Source organism: Pseudomonas sp. B14-6 (assembly GCF_013260315.1).
In the GTDB taxonomy this organism is placed as follows: domain Bacteria; phylum Pseudomonadota; class Gammaproteobacteria; order Pseudomonadales; family Pseudomonadaceae; genus Aquipseudomonas; species Aquipseudomonas mandelii.
In genome coordinates this window covers 6,403,560-6,421,604 of sequence record NZ_CP053929.1, presented here as the reverse complement: position 1 = coordinate 6,421,604, position 18,045 = coordinate 6,403,560, and the positions used below count along the sequence as shown (strand labels likewise).

The following is an 18,045-nucleotide window of genomic DNA, read 5'->3' as shown; positions in this document are numbered from 1 at the left end:
CAAAAGGTCGGGCTCTTTATAAGTCAAGCGACTGGATTAGACCAGCTTCTCGAACTCGGGGATGGCTTCGAACAGGTCAGCCACCAGGCCATAATCGGCCACCTGGAAGATCGGCGCTTCTTCGTCCTTGTTGATCGCAACGATCACTTTGGAGTCTTTCATGCCGGCCAGGTGCTGGATCGCGCCGGAGATACCGACGGCGATGTACAGCTGTGGAGCAACGATCTTGCCGGTCTGACCGACCTGCATGTCGTTGGGTACAAAACCTGCGTCGACCGCGGCGCGGGAAGCACCCACGGCAGCGCCCAGCTTGTCGGCCAGGGCGTACAGGTGTTTGAAGTTGTCGCCATTCTGCATGCCGCGGCCGCCGGAAACGACGATCTTGGCAGCGGTCAGTTCCGGACGATCGGACTTGGCCAGTTCTTCGCCAACGAAGCTGGAAGTGCCAGCGTCATGGGCAGCAGCAACGGCTTCAACCGACGCCGAACCACCTTCAGCGGCAACCGGGTCGAAACCGGTGGCACGCACGGTGATCACTTTCACTGCAGCGTTCGATTGAACGGTCGCGATAGCGTTACCGGCGTAGATCGGGCGCTTGAACGTGTCAGCGCTTTCGACCGAGATGATCTCGGAGATCTGGTCAACGTCCAGCTGAGCGGCAACGCGCGGCAGGATGTTTTTGCCGTTGGAAGTGGCGGCAGCCAGGATATGGCTGTAACCAGCGCCCAGCTCGGCTACCAGCGGCGCGACGTTTTCCGGCAATTGATGAGCGTAGGCGGCGTTGTCGGCCACCAGCACTTTCGCCACGCCAGCGATTTTCGCAGCGGCCTCAGCCACGGCGCCAACGCCCTGGCCGGCAACCAGAACGTGGATGTCACCGCCGATTTTGGCAGCGGCAGCCACGGTATTCAGCGTGGCCGGGGCCACTACTTTGTTGTCGTGTTCAGCAATAACCAAGATAGTCATTTAGATTACCTTCGCTTCGTTTTTCAGTTTCTCGACCAGTTCAGCCACCGACTTGACCTTGATACCCGCGCTGCGTGCAGCCGGCGCTTCGACTTTCACGGTCTTGTTGGTGGAGGCGGTGGAAACGCCCAAAGCGTCCGGAGTCAGCACTTCGAGAGGCTTCTTCTTGGCTTTCATGATGTTTGGCAGGGACGCGTAGCGCGGCTCGTTCAAACGCAGGTCGGTGGTGACGATGGCCGGCAGTTTCAGGGAAACCGTCTGCGCGCCGCCGTCGATTTCGCGGGTCACGGCAACGGTGTCGCCGGACACTTCGACTTTCGAAGCGAAGGTGCCCTGACCGTAGCCGCTCAATGCAGCAAGCATCTGGCCAGTCTGGTTGTTGTCGCTGTCGATGGCTTGTTTGCCAAGGATCACCAGCTGAGGCTGTTCCTTGTCGACAACAGCCTTGAGCAGCTTGGCAACGGCCAGGGAAGTCAGATCTTCAGCGGATTCGACGAGGATGGCGCGGTCAGCACCCAGAGCCAGCGCTGTGCGCAGTTGCTCTTGAGCGGTGGTCGGGCCGATGGAGACGACGACGATTTCAGTCGCAACGCCTTTCTCTTTCAGGCGCACGGCTTCTTCCACTGCGATTTCGCAGAACGGGTTCATCGACATCTTGACGTTGGCGAGGTCGACGCCGGAATTGTCCGCCTTGACGCGAACCTTGACGTTGTAATCCACAACGCGTTTGACAGCTACAAGAACCTTCATGGATTCCTCGTTACTCTCCGGTGAAAAGAAAGTCGCCTAGGCGAACCTGGCGGTTTGATGCTCATCGGCGCAAGGGCACCTCTAAAAACGCTGGCAGGTGTATCGAGTGAACCTTGCTCACGAGGCGTGATGACCGTTCGTCAGTGGTGACCGACGAGTCATTCATTATCGCGGCGTGTAAACTGCGCACCAAAACTGCGCTGCGCATCACCCTGTACTGCCATCGCCCTGTCTTTAGAGGTGCTCTTGAACCCAACAGTCAGCCTACGGCGAGCGCAAAACCGACCGTATCTTGACCGGAACGCCTATTCCGGTCAATACGGCAAAATAGCCGTTCATAAGCCGCGTGACTTTGATTTCTCTGGCTTTGAGCCAATTCAAACAAACGTTTGTATTGGACGCTAGGAGTGGTGTAGATATAATGCGCCACCCAGAGAGAAAGGTGGTCAATCGATTGTCCTGTTCCGCGCATTGCGCAGGAATTCATGGATGCGACACCAAACCTCCAATTAGAAAAAAAACTGTTGAGCCTTGAGTAGGAGATAACCTGTGGAACGCGAATACATGGAATTCGACGTGGTCATCGTCGGTGCCGGCCCCGCGGGTCTTTCCGCCGCCTGCCGCTTGAAGCAGAAGGCTGCTGAAGCCGGTAAGGAAATCAGCGTCTGCGTGGTCGAAAAAGGCTCCGAAGTCGGCGCACACATCCTGTCCGGCGCGATCTTCGAACCCCGCGCCCTGAACGAATTGTTCCCGGACTGGAAGGAGCTCGGCGCCCCGCTGAACACACCAGTGACCCGCGATGACATCTTCGTTCTGAAAAACGCCGACAGCGCGCAAAAAATTCCTGACTTCTTTGTGCCCAAGACCATGCACAACGATGGCAACTACATCATCTCCCTGGGCAACCTGTGCCGTTGGCTGGCCCAGCAGGCCGAGAACCTGGGCGTAGAAATCTACCCAGGCTTCGCCGCTCAGGAAGCGCTGTTCGACGAGAACGGCGTGGTTCGCGGGATCATCACCGGTGATCTGGGCGTTGACCGTGAAGGCCAACCGAAGGAAGGTCTGTACACCCCTGGCATGGAACTGCGCGGCAAGTACACGCTGTTCGCCGAAGGTTGCCGTGGCCACATCGGCAAGCAGCTGATCAAGCGCTTCAACCTCGACAGCGAAGCCGACGCCCAGCATTACGGCATCGGCCTGAAAGAAATCTGGGAAGTCGATCCGGCCAAGCATCAACCAGGCCTGGTGGTCCATACCGCCGGTTGGCCGATGGACATCATGGGCACCGAGAACACCGGTGGCTCGTTCCTCTACCACCTGGAAAACAACCAAGTGGTCGTCGGCCTGATCGTTGATCTCTCCTACAGCAACACTTACCTGTCGCCGTTCGACGAGTTCCAGCGCCTCAAGCATCACCCGGTGCTCAAGCAGTACCTGGAAGGCGGCAAGCGCATCAGCTACGGCGCTCGTGCCATCTGCAAAGGTGGCCTGAACTCGCTGCCGAAGATGGTATTCAAGGGCGGCGCACTGATCGGTTGCGACCTGGGCACCCTGAACTTCGCCAAGATCAAAGGCAGCCACACCGCCATGAAATCCGGCATGCTCGCCGCTGAGTCCGTGGCCGAGGCGCTTTTCGCTGAAAAAGACGGCACCGAAGAGTTGACCACTTACGTCGACGCCTTCAAGAAGAGCTGGCTCTACGACGAACTGTTCGCCAGCCGCAACTTCGGTCCGGCGATCCACAAGTTCGGCGCCATCGTCGGCGGTGGTTTCAACTGGCTGGACCAGAACATCTTCGGCGGCAAACTGCCGTTCACCTTGCACGACACCAAGCCTGATTACGCTTGCCTGAAGCTGGCGGCCGACTGCAAGAAGATCGACTACCCGAAACCGGACGGCAAGATCAGCTTCGACAAACTCAGCTCGGTGTTCATCTCCGGTACCAACCACGAAGAAGAGCAGCCGTGCCACCTGAAGCTGACCGATCCGAGCATTCCGATCGCCAAGAACCTGCCGCTGTACGATGAGCCTGCCCAGCGCTACTGCCCGGCCGGCGTGTACGAAGTGGTGACCAAGGAAGACGGCGAGAAGCGCTTCCAGATCAACGCCCAGAACTGCGTTCACTGCAAGACCTGCGACATCAAGGACCCTGCACAGAACATCACGTGGGTGGCGCCGGAAGGTGCTGGCGGCCCGACTTACCCGAACATGTAAGCCGAACGCCTGAACATCAAGGCTCCCGGAATGGGGGCCTTTTTGTTGCCCGCCATTTACCCCACACCATAATCCCCTGTAGGAGGAACCACTACCCACTCAGGCAGTGCGCTCATCCCCCGGACTACGCTCAAAGTAGCGCTTGTACTCACGACTGAACTGCGACGTGCTTTGATACCCGACCCGATGCGCCACCTGCGCCACGCCCAAACCCTCGGCGAGCAACAACTGCTGCGCCTTGAGCAAGCGCAAGCGCTTCAAATACTGCACCGGCGACAACAACGTGCTGCGCTTGAAATGCTCATGGAAGGTCGACGCGCTCATGTTCGCGCAACTGGCCAGGGTTTCCACATTCAACGGCTCGGTGAAATGTCCGTGCAGATGGTTGAGCGAGGCTGCAATCCGGGCGAACTGCCCTTGCTGCTCCACCAGCGCACGCAACACATCGGCTTGCGGACCGCGCAACGCGACGAACAACAATTCCCGCAACCGCGCCGGCCCCATGACCTGGCATTCCAGCGTATCGTGCAGGCAACGCAACAGCCTCTCCACGCAACCACGCATCGCATCGTCGAGCACCGCCGACGTCATGGACTCCAGTGTTTGCGCAGGAACCGTGCGCCCCGGCACCAGGCCCATGGCCAACACCAACTCACCGAGCAACACTCGGTCGATGGCGATGGACACCCCGAGCATCGGCCCATCCGGCGCCGAAAACGTTTCGCACTCAAACGGCACCGGCAATGCCTGAATCAGGTAGTGCCCGGCGCCGTACTCCAACGTGCGCGGCCCCAAATACGCCAGTTTGCTGCCTTGGGCGATGATCACCAGGCTCGGCTCGTAGATCTGCGGACCACGGGCCACATCGCGACTGGCCCGTAAAACCTGGACGCCCGGCAACGCCGTAGGAGCGAAACCATCGCGAGTGGTCAGGGGCTCGATCAGCGAAACCAGCGTGGCATTCGCATCAAGATGACGGGTTAACAACATGAGAAATCTTCACAAAAAAGTCGCGGAAAAAGGTATGAAAGCATCATCGCAGGTCTGATCGCCCATTTGATCAAACGAACGCTGATGCCGGAGGAATAGGCATGACACCCGGAGGAATCGCCATGGCCCGTGGCAGGTACGGCGCCCAAAATGCGCCGCCTCACTTGTCATTGCTTTTGCGAGGTTCACCATGTACACCGCCATCGGATACGCCGCCCAGTCGGCTACCACTCCCCTCGCCCCCGTGAAATTCGAACGCCGCAGCCCAAGGGCCGACGATGTGGCAATCGATATTCTCTACTGCGGCGTCTGCCATTCCGACATCCATCAGGCCCGCAACGAGTGGGGCATTGCCGTTTACCCGTTGATGCCCGGCCACGAGATCGTAGGCAAAGTGACAGCGATAGGTGCGAACGTCACCCAACATAAAGTCGGCGATCTGGTCGGTGTCGGTTGCATGGTCGATTCTTGCCGCAGCTGCGAAGCCTGCCGGTCCAACCTCGAGCAATACTGCCTCGAAGGTCCGACCATGACCTACGCCACCCCGGACCGGGTCGATGGCAGCAACACCATGGGCGGCTACTCCGACAGCATCGTGGTCAGCGAGCATTTCGTTGTGCGCATCCCCGAGAAACTCGACCTGGCCAGTGCCGCGCCGATCCTCTGTGCCGGCATCACCACTTACTCGCCGCTAAAGCACTACGGCGTGAAGGCCGGCGACAAGGTCGGGATTCTCGGCATGGGCGGCCTCGGCCACATGGGCATCAAGTTCGCCAAGGCGATGGGCGCGGAAGTCACGCTGTTCACCCGCTCGGCGAGCAAGGCTGAAGAAGGTCGTCGTCAAGGGGCGGACCACGTGATCGTGTCCACCGATGCCGAACAGATGAAGGCCGCCGCAGGACATTTCGACTTCCTGCTGGACACCATTCCGGTGCAGCACGACCTCAATCCCTACCTCGATACGCTTCGTTTCGACGGCGTGCACATTATGGTGGGGTTGATCGAACCGGTCGATCCACCGGTCCACGCCGGCAAACTGGTGATGAGCCGTCGCGTGTTGGCCGGCTCGCTGATCGGCGGCATTGCCGAAACCCAGGAAGTGCTGGATTTCTGCGCCGAGCACAACATCACCTGCGACATCGAAATGCTCGACATCCGCCAGATCAACGAGGCTTACGCCCGCATGATCGCCGGTGACGTGAAGTACCGCTTCGTCATCGACATGGCGACGTTGAAGGTCTAAACCTTCGCGCCGAGTTCTGCCGAGAGCCGGGCCGTGACCCCTTTGATCAGGGGAATCAGCTCGGCCATTTTTTCCAGCGGCATGTACGGCACGGTGCTGGCGATGCTGATGGCGGCGACGATTCGTTTACTGGCATCACGGATCGGCGCCGCCACACAGCGAATCGACGGTTCGTTATCTTCCAGATCGAAGGCATAACCGCCGGCCACGTATTCGACCATGCGCTGCTGAAACTGCTCCCAGGACTGCTCCGGGTGCAGCGGCCAGAACAGATTTTTCCCACCCGCCGGCAGGCTGACTTCGTACAGCCGTTGCCATTCTTCCTGCGAGTCATCCAGCATCAAGGCCTTGCCGATCCCGGTGCGCGCCAACGGCATGCGATGGCCGACCCGCGAGCGCATTTCCGGGCCATTGCGCCCCGGATTCTTGTGCAGATACAGCACCTCGTCGCCTTCACGAATCGCCAGGTGAATGGTGTCGCCGGTCAACGCCGACAACTCGTCCAGATACGGCCCGGCCAGGGTGACCAGCGGCAACTCTTCACGCGCCTGGAACCCCAGCTCGATCAGCTTCGGCCCCAGCAGGTAACCGACTTGCGGCACCACGCGCAGGTAACGCTCGTCCACCAGGCAACTGGCCAGACGATGGGTGGTGCTGCGCGTCGTACCGATCAGCCGGGCGATTTCCTTGAGATCGCGGGCGCCGCTGGCCACGGCCTGAACCACACCCAGGCCACGAAGCAGTGTCTGAGTGCCGGTCGGCGCGGCGTCCTTGGCGATTTTTGGGGCGTCTTCCTGCATATCCAGCCTTTACCGTTGAGCGAGTGAACGGGCGGCATTATGGTCGCCCGATGGCTGCCACTACAACTTGATACGCTCGACCTTGCCGACCAGCAGGATGTAGGAAAGCGCGCCAATCAATGCAAGAACCGAGATGTAGGTGATCGCCGGGGCGAACGAATCACCGGTCGCCAGGAAACCGATGACAATCGGCGTGGTAATCGCCGACAGGTTGCCGATGAAGTTGAACACCCCGCCGGTCAATCCGAGCAACCGCGCCGGAGCGAGCGTTGATACCAGCGACCAGGTGATCGAAGCCAGCCCGTTTCCGAAGAACGCTAACGCGAGAAAGGCAATCACCAGCGGTGTCGATTCAACAAAGTTGGCGCCGATGATCGAGGTGGAAATCAGCAACCCGCCAATGATCGGCAATTTGCGCGCAAAGCCCACGGTGTAGCCGCGACGGATCAGGAAGTCGGAGAAGAACCCGGAACACAGCACGCCGATAAAGGCGGCGAGAAACGGCAGCGACGCCAACAGGCCGGACTTGATGAAGTCCATGCCACGGTATTTCACCAGATAGGTCGGGAACCACGTCAGAAAGAACCACAGCGTCGAGTTGAGGCAGAACTGACCGAGGTAGATGCCCCACAACTTGCGTTTGGTCAGAACGATGCCAAGGTCGGTCCAGCTGAATTTCGCCTTGACCTTGGCTTGCTCGGCCTGGATATCCACCAGCCCGCCACCTTCGCGGATCAGCTCGATTTCGGCGTCGTTGGCACCTTTGAAGTCCCGTGGCTCGCGATACACCGCGTACCAGATCACCGCCCAGAGAATACCGACCGCACCGGTGCTGACAAACACCATGTGCCAGCCAAATTCATGCTGCAGCCAGGCGAGTACCGGCGTCAGGAACGCCAATCCCACGAACTGTCCGGAGGTATAGAAACCGATGGCCGTGGCGCGTTCGCGTTCGGGGAACCAGGTGGTCACCACCCGACTGTTGATCGGATACGCCGGCGCTTCCAGGGCACCGACTGCCATGCGCAACACGAACAGTGCGATGAAGCTGGCGGCGAAGCCGAGCATGACGGTGGCGATTGACCATAGCAGCAACGCAACGCTGTAAAGGATGCGCGGCGGCACCCGATCCACCAGCCATCCGCCGGGGATTTGCATAGCGGCGTAAGTCCAGCCGAAGGCCGAGAAAATCAGCCCGACGTGGATCGGGTCGATGCCCAGTTCGCTGGTCAGCGCGGGGGCGGCGATGGACAGGTTGCTGCGGTCGAGGTAGTTGATGACCACGGTGATGAACAGCAGCACCATGATGAAAAAACGCTTGCGGCTGGGCGCCACCAACGACGCCTGCCCGGTAAGGGTTTGCGGTTGCATGGGGAATGCCTCTTCTTATGTTTATTGAGGTCGTGATCGTTCCCACGCTCGCGTGGGAATACAGCCAGGGACGCAGAGCGCCCGGTGAGGCATTCCCACGCAGAGCGTGCGAACGATCACCATGGTGGAGTCAGGAGGAACTCACCACTCAGCAAAACTGCCATCGGCATGGCGCCAGATCGGGTTGCGCCAGCGGTGGCCGACAGCGGCGCGTTCGATCACGTATTCCTCGTTGATCTCAATGCCCAGGCCCGGGCCGTTCGGGATCTTCACGAAGCCTTTGTCGTAATCGAACACCCGCGGATCTTTCACGTAATCGAGCAGGTCATTGCTCTCGTTGTAATGGATGCCCAGGCTCTGCTCCTGGATGAACGCGTTGTAGCAAACCGCATCCAGTTGCAGGCACGCCGCCAGGGCAATCGGACCCAACGGGCAATGCAGCGCCAGCGCCACGTCGTAGGCCTCGGCCATGTTGGCGATCTTGCGGGTTTCGGTGATGCCACCGGCGTGGGACGCATCCGGCTGGATGATGTCGACGTAACCTTCGCTGAGCACACGCTTGAAATCCCAGCGCGAAAACAAGCGCTCGCCGAGGGCAATCGGGGTGCTGGTCAGCGGCGCCAGTTCCTTCAGCGCTTCGTAGTTTTCGCTGAGCACCGGCTCTTCGATAAACATCAGTTTGTACGGGTCGAGTTCCTTCATCAGCACCTTGGCCATGGGCTTGTGCACCCGGCCATGGAAGTCCACACCGATGCCGACGTTAGGGCCCACCGCGTCACGCACAGCGGCAACGTTGGCCAGGGCGAGGTCGACTTTCTCGAAGGAGTCGAGGAATTGCAGCTCCTCAGTGCCATTCATCTTCACCGCCGTGAAACCACGCTCGACCGCTTCTTTCGCCGCGCGAGCGGTGTCCGCCGGACGGTCGCCACCGATCCACGAATACACGCGAATCTTGTCCCGCACCTGACCGCCCAGCAAATCGCTGACCGACACCCCCAAGGCCTTGCCCTTGATATCCCACAACGCCTGATCGATACCGGCCAGCGCGCTCATGTGAATCGCGCCGCCGCGGTAGAAGCCGCCGCGGTAGAGCACGGTCCAGATGTCTTCGATGTTGCGTGGGTCTTTGCCGATCAGGTAGTCGGACAACTCTTCAACGGCAGCGGCGACGGTATGTGCGCGGCCTTCGACCACGGGCTCGCCCCAGCCGGTCACGCCTTCGTCGGTTTCGACCTTGAGGAAGCACCAGCGCGGCGGAACGATGAAGGTGGTGAGTTTGGTGATTTTCATCTTTTGTCTCTCTTATAGATGTAGCGCGCTCGGCGCCAGAAAGTCTTAACGCAGAGCGTTCCATGCAGCGACATAGGCCTTGGCGTTTACCGCCACGTCCTCAGGCGTCATGCCCGGTTTGAACAACCCGGAACCCAATCCGAAACCTTTCACACCGGCGTCGATAAACACCTGCATGTTGTCCGGCGTGATCCCGCCAACCGGCGCCAGAATGGTTCCGGCCGGCAGCACCGCGAGCCAGGCTTTGACGACTGCCGGCCCCATCTGCTCGGCCGGGAACATCTTCAGCACGTCCGCCCCTTCGGCCAATGCGGCGAAGGCTTCGGTCGGCGTAGCAACGCCCGGCGACAGGTACAACCCTGCCGCTTTTGCTGTCCGCAACACTTTGGCATCACTGTGCGGCATGACGATCACCTGACCGCCCGCCGCTTTCACTTGCTCGACCTGTTCCGGTGTCAGCACCGTACCCGCGCCGATCAGGCAATCGGCGGGCAAAGTACTGCGCAGGATGCGGATACTGTCGTAGGGCTCAGGGGAATTGAGCGGCACTTCGATGACGCGAAATCCGGCGGCATAAAGGACTTCGCCAATGGCGGCCGCTTCTTGCGGGCGCAGGCCGCGCAGGATCGCGATCAGACCGTTTTGCGCCAGTGCTTGCTTGAGCATGTCAGACCTCCAGTCAGGTTGAACGGGATGGGTGTGCGGCGATCAGTCCGGCGGCGACCGCCAATTGCCACAACCCGCGTTCGGTGGCTTGTTCGGCCAGGGTCACGCGGGCAAAACCACAGGCGTCGAGGGCCCGGCTGTAGCGGGCACACAGTTGGGAGTTGCCAATGAGGATGATTGAAGGCAGGTGAACGCTGTTGCGTCGGCGTCGCTGAACGTTGGCCAGCGCCGACAGTTCGTGGCCGATCAGCAGGCCGGACAAGTAATCCGGTTGGGCAGTGGCGCAGAGCTCACCGGTCAGCCCGAGGCTGCGGGCGCTGAACAGCGTCGACAACGGACCGATCTCGCCTTCCGCCGACAGCGCCACTTGCACACCGCGATCAAACGCCTGGCCATCAAACGACGCGCCCTTTTGCTGGGTACGCCCGAGAATGCTGTGTTCACTGAGCACGGCGAAAATCTCGCCGGTCATGAAGGTGTCGAAATGCACGATGCAGCCGTCGGCCACTTCCACCCATTTCGAATGACTGCCTGGCAGGCCGATCAACAGGTCAGCGCCCTGCTCGACCGGCAGATTCTGCAGGACACCCAGCACCTGGGTTTCTTCGCCGCGCATCACGTTCGGCAAGCGCGAACGCTGAATCACGCCCGGCACGATGTGCACATCAACACCGCGAAGACTGCGAAGGGTTTGTAGGGAAGTTCCGAGATTGGCGACGTTCGCCGGTGTATCGCAGTAGGCCGCTTCGCGCCAGCCTTGGGCGCTGCCGACCATGCCACAGGCAATCACCGGCAAATCCGGCTGCGCGTCGAGCCAGTCACCGCACGCCTCGTCGAAGGCCAGTTCAAAACCGTCGGCGCATTCCTGACCGTTGATGATTCGCGGTGTCCGGGGCAGCTGCATGATCCCGGACGACAGCGAACGCTGTTCCAGCACCTGGCCACCCGCGGCGAGTTTGTAAGCACGTAATGAGGTCGTCCCCCAATCGAGCGCGATCAATTGCGCCAGCATCGCTTCACCTGTTTTGTTTATTGGCAGTGAGTGAGCTGGACTATAAACCCTGACGCGGAGAAATCTCAATATATAAATATCACTCCCATGTTATGGGATGACCGCAAAAAAATATCGCAGCCTCGGACGACTCCTGCATAGCGAGGCAGGCGCCGCCAAAGGCTGCGATAGTGGGCAGTGGAAGCCGAAGATCAACTCCCCTCAGCAAACTCGCGCAACACCTTCCCATCCATCCGATACCGGACCCACTCTTCCTGCGGCTGCGCGCCCAACGACTTATAAAATTCGATCGCCGGTTTGTTCCAGTCCAGCACGCTCCATTCGAAGCGCCCGCAGTCATTGGCGCAGGCGATTTTGGCGAGGTGGCGCAGCAAGGTTTTACCGGCGCCGCCACCGCGTTGCTGGGGGGTGATGTAGAGGTCTTCGAGGTACAGGCAATTGCTGCCGAGCCAGGTGGAATAGCTGAAGAAGAACACCGCGAAGCCGATCGGCAAGCCGTCGCGCAGGCAGATCAGGCCATGGGCGGTGGCGCCTTCGCTGAACAGGCTGCGTTCGATGTCGGCAACGCTGGCGATGACTTCGTGACGGGCACGTTCGTAGTCGGCCAGTTCAGTGATGAACCCGAGGATTTGCGGTGCATCGCTGGGGGTTGCCGGGCGGATCTCGATCGTCATGGACGTGCCTTTGTCGAAAGTTGAAAACGCCATACTAAGTCGGCGCGTGGTTTGTGGCGAGGGAGCTTGCTCCCGTCCGAGTGCGAAGCAGTCGTAAAGGCTGGCAACTCGGTTTTAACTGAAATACCTTTGCTCCCGGGATGGGGTTGCTTCGCAACCCGGCGGGAGCAAGCGCCCTCGCCCCAAAAGCGCGTTCACTTCAAAGGAAAGTCATGGCCACTGATGCTTTCGCGCCGCTGCAACTTCTCGCAGCGCAACTGCTACCCCACGCACTGGAACCCTCGGAAGATGGCGCCCACGATGGGTCCCATCTGCAACGGGTGTGGCACAACGTGCGAACGCTTCATGCTGAAGAAGGCGGCGATCTCGGAGTGCTGCTGGCGGCGGTGCTTTTGCATGATTGCGTGGCGGTGGAAAAGAATTCGCCGTTGCGCTCACAGGCCTCACGCCTGGCTGCTGAAAAAGCATCTGCCGTGCTAAGCGACATGGCTTGGCCAAGTGCAAAAATCAGCGCAGTCGCCCACGCCATCGAAGCCCACAGCTTTTCCGCCAACATCACCCCGTCCTCGCTCGAAGCCAAAGTCCTGCAGGACGCCGACCGCCTCGACTCCCTCGGCATGCTCGGCGTAGCGCGCACGTTCTATATCGCCGGACGCATGGGCAGCGCCCTTTACGACCCGCAAGACCCGGAAGCGACAGCGCGGGACTACGATGACAAACGCTTTTGCCTCGATCACTTTCAGACCAAGTTGCTGCACCTGGCGGACGGTTTCCAGACGATCACCGGCCAGCGGCTGGCGCGCGTCAGGCATGAGCGCCTGAAGGGTTTTATGGTGCTGTTCAAGGAAGAAATCGGCATCACCTGAGCGCATTACTCCGGCCCGCGCTAACCCTGGCATCGATAACCCCAGACCTAACAATGTCGAGGTACATGGTAGATAGAGGGTCAGCGTTTTTATCGGGTCAAGGAACCGCGTCATGTCTACCGCTACGCCCCACGTCTCAAGCAGAGTGTTCGGCCTGTTTTGCCTCGCCAGTTATTTGCTGTCGCTGTCCTACGGCTCGACCTTCCTGTTGTCACTGTTGATCGGTTCACGGGGCGGCAACGAACATGATGCCGGCAGTGTGATTTCGGCGGCGATGCTCAGCACATTTGCGGCGGTAGTTGTCTCCGGGCACCTGTCTGACCTGCTCGGCGCGGCGCGTTCGATTGCGCTGTTCGGCGTGTTGTTGGTGGCGGCCAGCCTGGGCTTCGCGCTGACGCCGGGGTTCGGCAATCTGTTGCTGTTTTTCGGACTGCTGCTGGGGCTGGGCTGGGGGGTGTTTTACACCTTGGGGCCGATGATCGTGGCGAGCCTGGTGACGCCCGCGCAACGCGCGAAATACTTTGCGCTGCTGTCGGGCAGCATGATGACCGGGATCGGCAGCGGGCCGCTGTTGGGCCGCGCGGCCAGTGCGTTCGGTTATCCCGTCACCGCCGCCTTTTACCTTGCCGCGTTGGCCAGCCTGATGGGTGTGTTGCTGTTCTGGCGGCTGCATTCGCAACTGAAAAAAACGCCCTCGCCTACCGCCACTGTCGCCCGCATTTCCTGGCGTGCGACGACTCAGGTGCTGTCGTCGAAGGCAGTGTTTCCGATCATCATGGTCGGCCTCGGCGGGTGCGTATTCGGCGGCCTGTCGAGCTTTCAAACCAGTTACGCAGCGTCTCGCTCGCTGGATTACTCGCTGTTCTTTTTCGGCTTCATGGGTGCGGCAATCAGCAGCCGGATGTTGATTGCCGGGGTCGTGGTCAAGCGCGATGCATTGCGCGCTTCGTGCCTGCTGTCAGGCGTGATGGCGGGTTCGATTGTGCTGTTCAGCTTCGTGGTCGATAGCGAGCTCAGCTACGTGCTGGCAGCGATGATGCTCGGGGTCGGCTACGGGCTGACGTACTCGGTGATCAATGGCCTGGCGGCGAACGAAACGCCCCACGGCACCACTTCGCAATCGTTGTTGCTGTTCAGCCTGTCGTACTTCATCGGTGTATTCGGCTTTCCATTGCTCGCCGGGAAGATCATTGTCGAACACGGAATGACGACACTTCTACTCACAGTTCTCGCCATAGGGCTTTTGAACTGGCTGATCACCTTGGGCCGCTTGATCTGGCGTCGGGTCGACAGCAGCAAATCGTTGCAACAGGCCTGAACCGTTCGTCGTTCATCAGGCACCAATCCAAATCGGGGGCGGACCAACATCAGGTAAGGACTCTAATTAAATGGAGACGACACCATGATCATGTCCCGCTTGACTGCCCTCGCTCTCGCCACGCTGTTGTCCTCTGCCGCTTTCGCGGCGACCACCGCCACGGGTACCGGCCCGACCAACCCGGTCGAAGGTCAGAAAAATCCGACCACCCAAGGCTCGCCCGGCATGAACACCAACGGCACGGGCGTCGACAGTAGCCAGCCTCCGTCAACGGGCACCGACCCACGGATTCAGGGCAACGATACGGGCCGCCAAGGTGGCATGAACATGCCGGACACCCAGACACCGGATAACGCCGGCGCCGGCATGGGCTCGAAAACCACCACCGGTGGCTCGGGTTCCGAAGGCGGCGCCAGCCAATAGTTCGCCCACGCGAGTTTCACCTATCCACATCCATGAAGAGGTAACCATGAACGTCGATAACAACCTTGAGAAAGAAGTCCTGACCCGTCTGCTGCACGCCCATCCAAATGGCTTGGGCAAGGAGGTCCTGGACAATTACCGGGGGAGAAAATCGTGGCCAGCACCCTCGCCACGCTGCAGGATCGCGGGCTGATTCAGCACGGGCATGTGACCTGCAACGAGGCCGGCGAACACTCGCTGCAACTGCCGATCAAACTCAGCGCGGCTGGGGTTGAGGCGGCGCGCAAGCTGGACGTTTAACAAGATGGATCAGGTCGCAGTCGTGCGCGGCTGCGACCGTTTGAGCGACTCTACAAGTAGCAGGAGAAATCCCATGCCTCGTGGAAGCAAAGACAAATATACCGCCGAGCAAAAGCGTAAGGCCGAGCACATTGAAGAAGGCTACGAGCACAAAGGTGTCTCGAAAGATGAAGCGCAGGCGCGCGCCTGGGCAACGGTGAACAAGCAGTCCGGTGGCGGCGAACGCAAGGGGGGCTCCGGGCGCAAGAAACCGGCGAGTGCCAAATCAGAAGATCGCAAGGAATCGTCACGACGTGCGGTGGCCAGTCGCGAAGGTCATTCGCGTGACAGCAAGGCTTCGCGAGAGACGCAGACGGTTGACAGTTTGAGGAAGGAAGCGACTTCGAAGAAGATTCCGGGGCGCTCGAGCATGCGTAAACAAGAGTTGATTGAGGCGTTGCGCAAGGCTGGGTAGAAGCCTGATTTTTTTTATTGAATGTAGTGGCCCCTTCGCGGGCAAGCCTCGCTCCTACGGGTTCGGGTTGTAGCGAAAATCCGCGTATGACCAAATCCCTGTAGGAGCGAGGCTTGCCCGCGAAAGCGTTATGTCAGGCGCCGAAAGTCTTCCTGATTAACGCATCCACCTCAGCAGTCCCAGGCGAAGTCGCCGGCCCCCACCGAGTGACTGCCAGCGCCGCTGCCGCATTCGCCCGCCGCGCCGCTTCACTCGCCGACAACCCTCGCGCCAACCCGGCCAGAAACACCCCGGCATGGGCATCGCCAGCACCATTGCTGTCTACCGCCTCAACCTTGAAACCGGGCAGATGCTCTCGCTCGCCGCGCTGACTGATCCAGCACCCTTGCGGCCCATCGCGCACCACCATCAACACCTCGGCCGGCAGGTGATCGGTGAGCCTGTCCAGCGCCTCGGCAATGTCCGCCGCCCCGGTAAACTGCAGTGCCTCGACACTGTTGCTTGTCCACAGATCAATGCGCGGCAACAACGCCTGCATCAATGGCGCGTCCGGCGAGTCCACCAACGGGCCGGGATCGAACACCACGTTGATCACTTTCGGCAAACCCAGCACCCAATCCAGCAGCGCCTGGGCCTTGCCGACATGCAACAGGCTGTAGCCACTGACATACACGTAGTCACCCGCCTCGGCCGGCACGCTCGCCAGGTCCTCGGTGGTCAATTCGCCCTCGGCGCCTATGTAGGAAATGAAACTGCGCTCAGCCGAGGCATCGGTCACCGCAACGCACAACCCCGTATCCCGTTCGGCCTTGTGTGCGATGCCGATCCGAATGCCTTCAGCCTTCATCGCCTCACGGGCCAGGTCGCCGAAACGACCGGTGCCATGACGACCGAGGTAGACCACCGGCAGCCCGTTACGCGCGGCGGCGGCCATCACGTTGAACCCTCCGCCGGCTTCGAACCTGGCGGATTGCGCCAGCACATCGCCGCCAGGTTGCGGCAGTTTGTCCACGGCCATGACCAGGTCGATGATGACCTGGCCGGTGTGCAGCAATCTAGGCATGAGCGTTCTCGGTCATTGCGGCACGACGATCCCTGGCCCCACCGAGTACAAAATAAATCCCGCCGGCCACCAGGAACGTCACGATCCAGCCCAGGCCGTTATGGCCCAGCCACGAATCCGAAAGAAAACCGCGGAACCAGACGTTTTGTTCGGTGGTGCCAATGGTGGTGAAGCTGAAGCCCAGCACGATCGCCAGCGCCCACGCGCCAAACGCGCGCCATTCGATACCGCCGTTGTACCAGTAGGCACTGCTCGGGCTGACGTCCAGCAAGTCTTTGGGGCTGTAGTAATGACGATGAATCAGGTCAACGACGAAGATCCCGACCCACGCCGTGATCGGCACCGCCAGCAGCGAAATGAAGGTAATGAACGGGCCATAGAAACTGTCGGCGATCAGCATGAAGTAGATCGAACCGGCGAAGATCGCGACGATGTCGACCACCACGGCGTAGACGCGCTTGACCTTGAGGCCGAGGGTCAGCGTGGTCAAACCGGCGGAATACACCGACAGGTTGTTCGACAGCAGCAGCCCGCCGAACGCGGTGATCAGGTACGGCACGGCCATCCAGGTCGGCAGCATGTCGCGGATCGCGATGATCGGGTCGGTGGCCGAGGCCAGGTCGTTGTTGCCCACCGACAGCAGGCCGCCGAGGGTGATCAGCAGCACCAGCGGAATCCCCGCACCAAAGGCCGCCGACGCGACCAGGCGCACGGCTTTGACGCTGCGATGCTGATAGCGCGACATGTCGGCACCGGCGTTGGCCCAGCCGATCCCGGTGCCGGCGGCCATGGTGCCGACGCCGATGATCATCGCGCTCATAGGCGCAGGCGTGGCGTTGAACACCGCGCTCCAGTCGATGGTGGCGCAGAGGAAGCCGCCGACCAGAATGTTCAGCGCACCGAACACATAAGTCGCCCACTTCTGGATCACCAGCAAAGTAGCGTGACCAAGGCCGGACACCGACAAAGTCAGCAGCACGAAAATCGCGATGAAGACCAGGGTCAACACCGGTGCGCTTTTGGCCTCCACCGGCGAACCGAACAGGATCGAGCACAGCGACAGCAGCACGAAGGCGGCGGTGGTGGTGTTGACGGTTTCCCAGCCCAGCCGCGACATCAGCGAAACCAGGGTCGGGCCGATGTTGCCGCGCACCCCGAAGATGGCGCGCGACAGCGTCAGGCTCGGTGCACGACCACGACGACCGGCGATGGAGATGATCCCGACCACCGCGAAAGAACCGGCGGCGCCGAGGATCGCAACGATGATCGCCTGCCAGATCGCCAACCCGCGAAACGCAACAAGCGTGGCACCCAGCGGCAGGCCGAGAATGGAAATGTTAGCCGCGAACCAGACCCAGAACAGTTGCAGCGGGTGACCGTTGCACTCCGCTTCCGGCACCGGTTCGATGCCGCGGGTTTCCAGTTGCCCGGCGCTTTGCCCGGCGTTCGATGAACTCATGAAAATGCTCCTGTTGCCTTTGTTGTGGTTGTGGGCAATGACGGAAGACGAAACTACATCCCGGCGATCCTGGCCGTATTCGTGCTTTCCATTGCGGGGTTATCAATTCGAATAGGCGGTGCGCCCATCGCGAGCAGGCTCGCTCCTACAGGGATAATGCAGCCGCACGGTACCTGTGGGAGCGAG

General features: G+C 60.5%; 17 protein-coding genes and 1 pseudogene. 7 read left to right on the top strand and 11 right to left on the bottom strand.

Annotated features, from left to right (window positions below; all coding sequences use genetic code 11):
• Positions 1-36 precede the first annotated feature (36 nt).
• Complete coding sequence (locus tag HP062_RS29330) at positions 37-966, bottom strand: electron transfer flavoprotein subunit alpha/FixB family protein (protein ID WP_010461774.1); 930 nt, start codon at positions 964-966, stop codon at positions 37-39.
• Positions 967-1,716, bottom strand: coding sequence for an electron transfer flavoprotein subunit beta/FixA family protein (locus HP062_RS29325; RefSeq protein ID WP_010461775.1), 750 nt, complete (start codon positions 1,714-1,716; stop codon positions 967-969).
• Between the two features lie 549 nt (positions 1,717-2,265).
• Here HP062_RS29325 and HP062_RS29320 point away from each other — a divergent pair.
• Entirely contained in the window at positions 2,266-3,930 is a 1,665-nt protein-coding gene (locus HP062_RS29320) for an electron transfer flavoprotein-ubiquinone oxidoreductase (RefSeq protein WP_010461777.1), read from the top strand.
• A 99-nt stretch (positions 3,931-4,029) separates the two neighbouring features.
• On the opposite strand, the gene HP062_RS29315 is transcribed toward HP062_RS29320, so the two are convergent.
• Entirely contained in the window at positions 4,030-4,920 is an 891-nt protein-coding gene (locus HP062_RS29315) for an AraC family transcriptional regulator (RefSeq protein ID WP_172792434.1), read from the bottom strand.
• Between the two features lie 190 nt (positions 4,921-5,110).
• On the opposite strand from HP062_RS29315, the gene HP062_RS29310 reads away from it, so the two are divergent.
• Positions 5,111-6,163, top strand: coding sequence for an NAD(P)-dependent alcohol dehydrogenase (locus HP062_RS29310; protein ID WP_145308719.1), 1,053 nt, complete (start codon positions 5,111-5,113; stop codon positions 6,161-6,163).
• On the opposite strand, the gene HP062_RS29305 is transcribed toward HP062_RS29310, so the two are convergent.
• The 6 genes from HP062_RS29305 to HP062_RS29280 all read right to left on the bottom strand — a co-directional run bounded on the left by HP062_RS29305 (position 6,160) and on the right by HP062_RS29280 (position 11,976).
• Positions 6,160-6,963, bottom strand: a complete 804-nt coding sequence (locus tag HP062_RS29305) for an IclR family transcriptional regulator (protein WP_010461783.1) — start codon at positions 6,961-6,963, stop codon at positions 6,160-6,162. The genes HP062_RS29310 and HP062_RS29305 overlap by 4 nt on opposite strands.
• A 60-nt stretch (positions 6,964-7,023) precedes the next feature.
• The gene (locus HP062_RS29300) at positions 7,024-8,334 is read right to left on the bottom strand and encodes an MFS transporter (protein ID WP_010461785.1); all 1,311 of its coding nucleotides are present in this window, start codon (positions 8,332-8,334) and stop codon (positions 7,024-7,026) included.
• Between the two features lie 141 nt (positions 8,335-8,475).
• The gene (gene dgoD, locus HP062_RS29295) at positions 8,476-9,624 is read right to left on the bottom strand and encodes a galactonate dehydratase (RefSeq protein ID WP_008152275.1); all 1,149 of its coding nucleotides are present in this window, start codon (positions 9,622-9,624) and stop codon (positions 8,476-8,478) included.
• A 45-nt stretch (positions 9,625-9,669) separates the two neighbouring features.
• Entirely contained in the window at positions 9,670-10,290 is a 621-nt protein-coding gene (locus HP062_RS29290) for a 2-dehydro-3-deoxy-6-phosphogalactonate aldolase (RefSeq protein WP_172792433.1), read from the bottom strand.
• A 13-nt stretch (positions 10,291-10,303) separates the two neighbouring features.
• A complete protein-coding gene (locus HP062_RS29285; RefSeq protein ID WP_172792432.1) occupies positions 10,304-11,302 on the bottom strand; it encodes a 2-dehydro-3-deoxygalactonokinase in 999 nt (332 codons plus the stop codon).
• Positions 11,303-11,493: 191 nt separating this feature from the next.
• Positions 11,494-11,976, bottom strand: coding sequence for a GNAT family N-acetyltransferase (locus tag HP062_RS29280; RefSeq protein ID WP_010461803.1), 483 nt, complete (start codon positions 11,974-11,976; stop codon positions 11,494-11,496).
• Positions 11,977-12,188: 212 nt separating this feature from the next.
• Here HP062_RS29280 and HP062_RS29275 point away from each other — a divergent pair, with 212 nt between their 5' ends.
• From HP062_RS29275 to HP062_RS29255, 5 genes and pseudogenes are all read left to right on the top strand, one after another.
• On the top strand, positions 12,189-12,842 hold the full coding sequence (locus HP062_RS29275) for an HD domain-containing protein (RefSeq protein ID WP_172792431.1): 654 nt from the start codon (positions 12,189-12,191) through the stop codon (positions 12,840-12,842).
• Between the two features lie 112 nt (positions 12,843-12,954).
• Positions 12,955-14,160, top strand: a complete 1,206-nt coding sequence (locus HP062_RS29270; protein WP_169858218.1) for an MFS transporter — start codon at positions 12,955-12,957, stop codon at positions 14,158-14,160.
• An 84-nt stretch (positions 14,161-14,244) separates the two neighbouring features.
• Positions 14,245-14,583 carry a hypothetical protein gene (locus tag HP062_RS29265; RefSeq protein WP_010461809.1) on the top strand — a complete coding sequence of 113 codons (339 nt, stop codon included), beginning with the start codon at positions 14,245-14,247 and terminating at the stop codon, positions 14,581-14,583.
• 46 nt (positions 14,584-14,629) lie between these two features.
• A pseudogene (locus tag HP062_RS29260) lies at positions 14,630-14,883 on the top strand (hypothetical protein).
• A gap of 73 nt (positions 14,884-14,956) precedes the next feature.
• The gene (locus HP062_RS29255; RefSeq protein ID WP_010461813.1) at positions 14,957-15,337 is read left to right on the top strand and encodes a Rho termination factor N-terminal domain-containing protein; all 381 of its coding nucleotides are present in this window, start codon (positions 14,957-14,959) and stop codon (positions 15,335-15,337) included.
• A 133-nt stretch (positions 15,338-15,470) separates the two neighbouring features.
• On the opposite strand, the gene HP062_RS29250 is transcribed toward HP062_RS29255, so the two are convergent.
• A complete protein-coding gene (locus HP062_RS29250) occupies positions 15,471-16,400 on the bottom strand; it encodes a PfkB family carbohydrate kinase (protein ID WP_172792430.1) in 930 nt (309 codons plus the stop codon).
• A complete protein-coding gene (locus tag HP062_RS29245) occupies positions 16,393-17,859 on the bottom strand; it encodes a cytosine permease (RefSeq protein WP_172792429.1) in 1,467 nt (488 codons plus the stop codon). The genes HP062_RS29250 and HP062_RS29245 overlap by 8 nt, the downstream gene beginning before the upstream one ends.
• Positions 17,860-18,045 lie beyond the last annotated feature (186 nt).

Excerpts from the sequence above, each read along its gene's own strand:
- HP062_RS29315 (WP_172792434.1), bottom strand. The coding sequence starts at position 4,920 with ATGTTGTTAACCCGTCATCTTGATGCGAATGCCACGCTGGTTTCGCTG.
- HP062_RS29245 (WP_172792429.1), bottom strand. The coding sequence starts at position 17,859 with ATGAGTTCATCGAACGCCGGGCAAAGCGCCGGGCAACTGGAAACCCGC.
- HP062_RS29285 (WP_172792432.1), bottom strand. The coding sequence starts at position 11,302 with ATGCTGGCGCAATTGATCGCGCTCGATTGGGGGACGACCTCATTACGT.
- HP062_RS29325 (WP_010461775.1), bottom strand. The coding sequence starts at position 1,716 with ATGAAGGTTCTTGTAGCTGTCAAACGCGTTGTGGATTACAACGTCAAG.
- HP062_RS29255 (WP_010461813.1), top strand. The coding sequence starts at position 14,957 with ATGCCTCGTGGAAGCAAAGACAAATATACCGCCGAGCAAAAGCGTAAG.
- HP062_RS29250 (WP_172792430.1), bottom strand. The coding sequence starts at position 16,400 with ATGCCTAGATTGCTGCACACCGGCCAGGTCATCATCGACCTGGTCATG.
- dgoD (WP_008152275.1), bottom strand. The coding sequence starts at position 9,624 with ATGAAAATCACCAAACTCACCACCTTCATCGTTCCGCCGCGCTGGTGC.
- HP062_RS29270 (WP_169858218.1), top strand. The coding sequence starts at position 12,955 with ATGTCTACCGCTACGCCCCACGTCTCAAGCAGAGTGTTCGGCCTGTTT.
- HP062_RS29280 (WP_010461803.1), bottom strand. The coding sequence starts at position 11,976 with ATGACGATCGAGATCCGCCCGGCAACCCCCAGCGATGCACCGCAAATC.
- HP062_RS29265 (WP_010461809.1), top strand. The coding sequence starts at position 14,245 with ATGATCATGTCCCGCTTGACTGCCCTCGCTCTCGCCACGCTGTTGTCC.
- HP062_RS29305 (WP_010461783.1), bottom strand. The coding sequence starts at position 6,963 with ATGCAGGAAGACGCCCCAAAAATCGCCAAGGACGCCGCGCCGACCGGC.
- HP062_RS29290 (WP_172792433.1), bottom strand. The coding sequence starts at position 10,290 with ATGCTCAAGCAAGCACTGGCGCAAAACGGTCTGATCGCGATCCTGCGC.
- HP062_RS29330 (WP_010461774.1), bottom strand. The coding sequence starts at position 966 with ATGACTATCTTGGTTATTGCTGAACACGACAACAAAGTAGTGGCCCCG.
- HP062_RS29300 (WP_010461785.1), bottom strand. The coding sequence starts at position 8,334 with ATGCAACCGCAAACCCTTACCGGGCAGGCGTCGTTGGTGGCGCCCAGC.
- HP062_RS29275 (WP_172792431.1), top strand. The coding sequence starts at position 12,189 with ATGGCCACTGATGCTTTCGCGCCGCTGCAACTTCTCGCAGCGCAACTG.
- HP062_RS29310 (WP_145308719.1), top strand. The coding sequence starts at position 5,111 with ATGTACACCGCCATCGGATACGCCGCCCAGTCGGCTACCACTCCCCTC.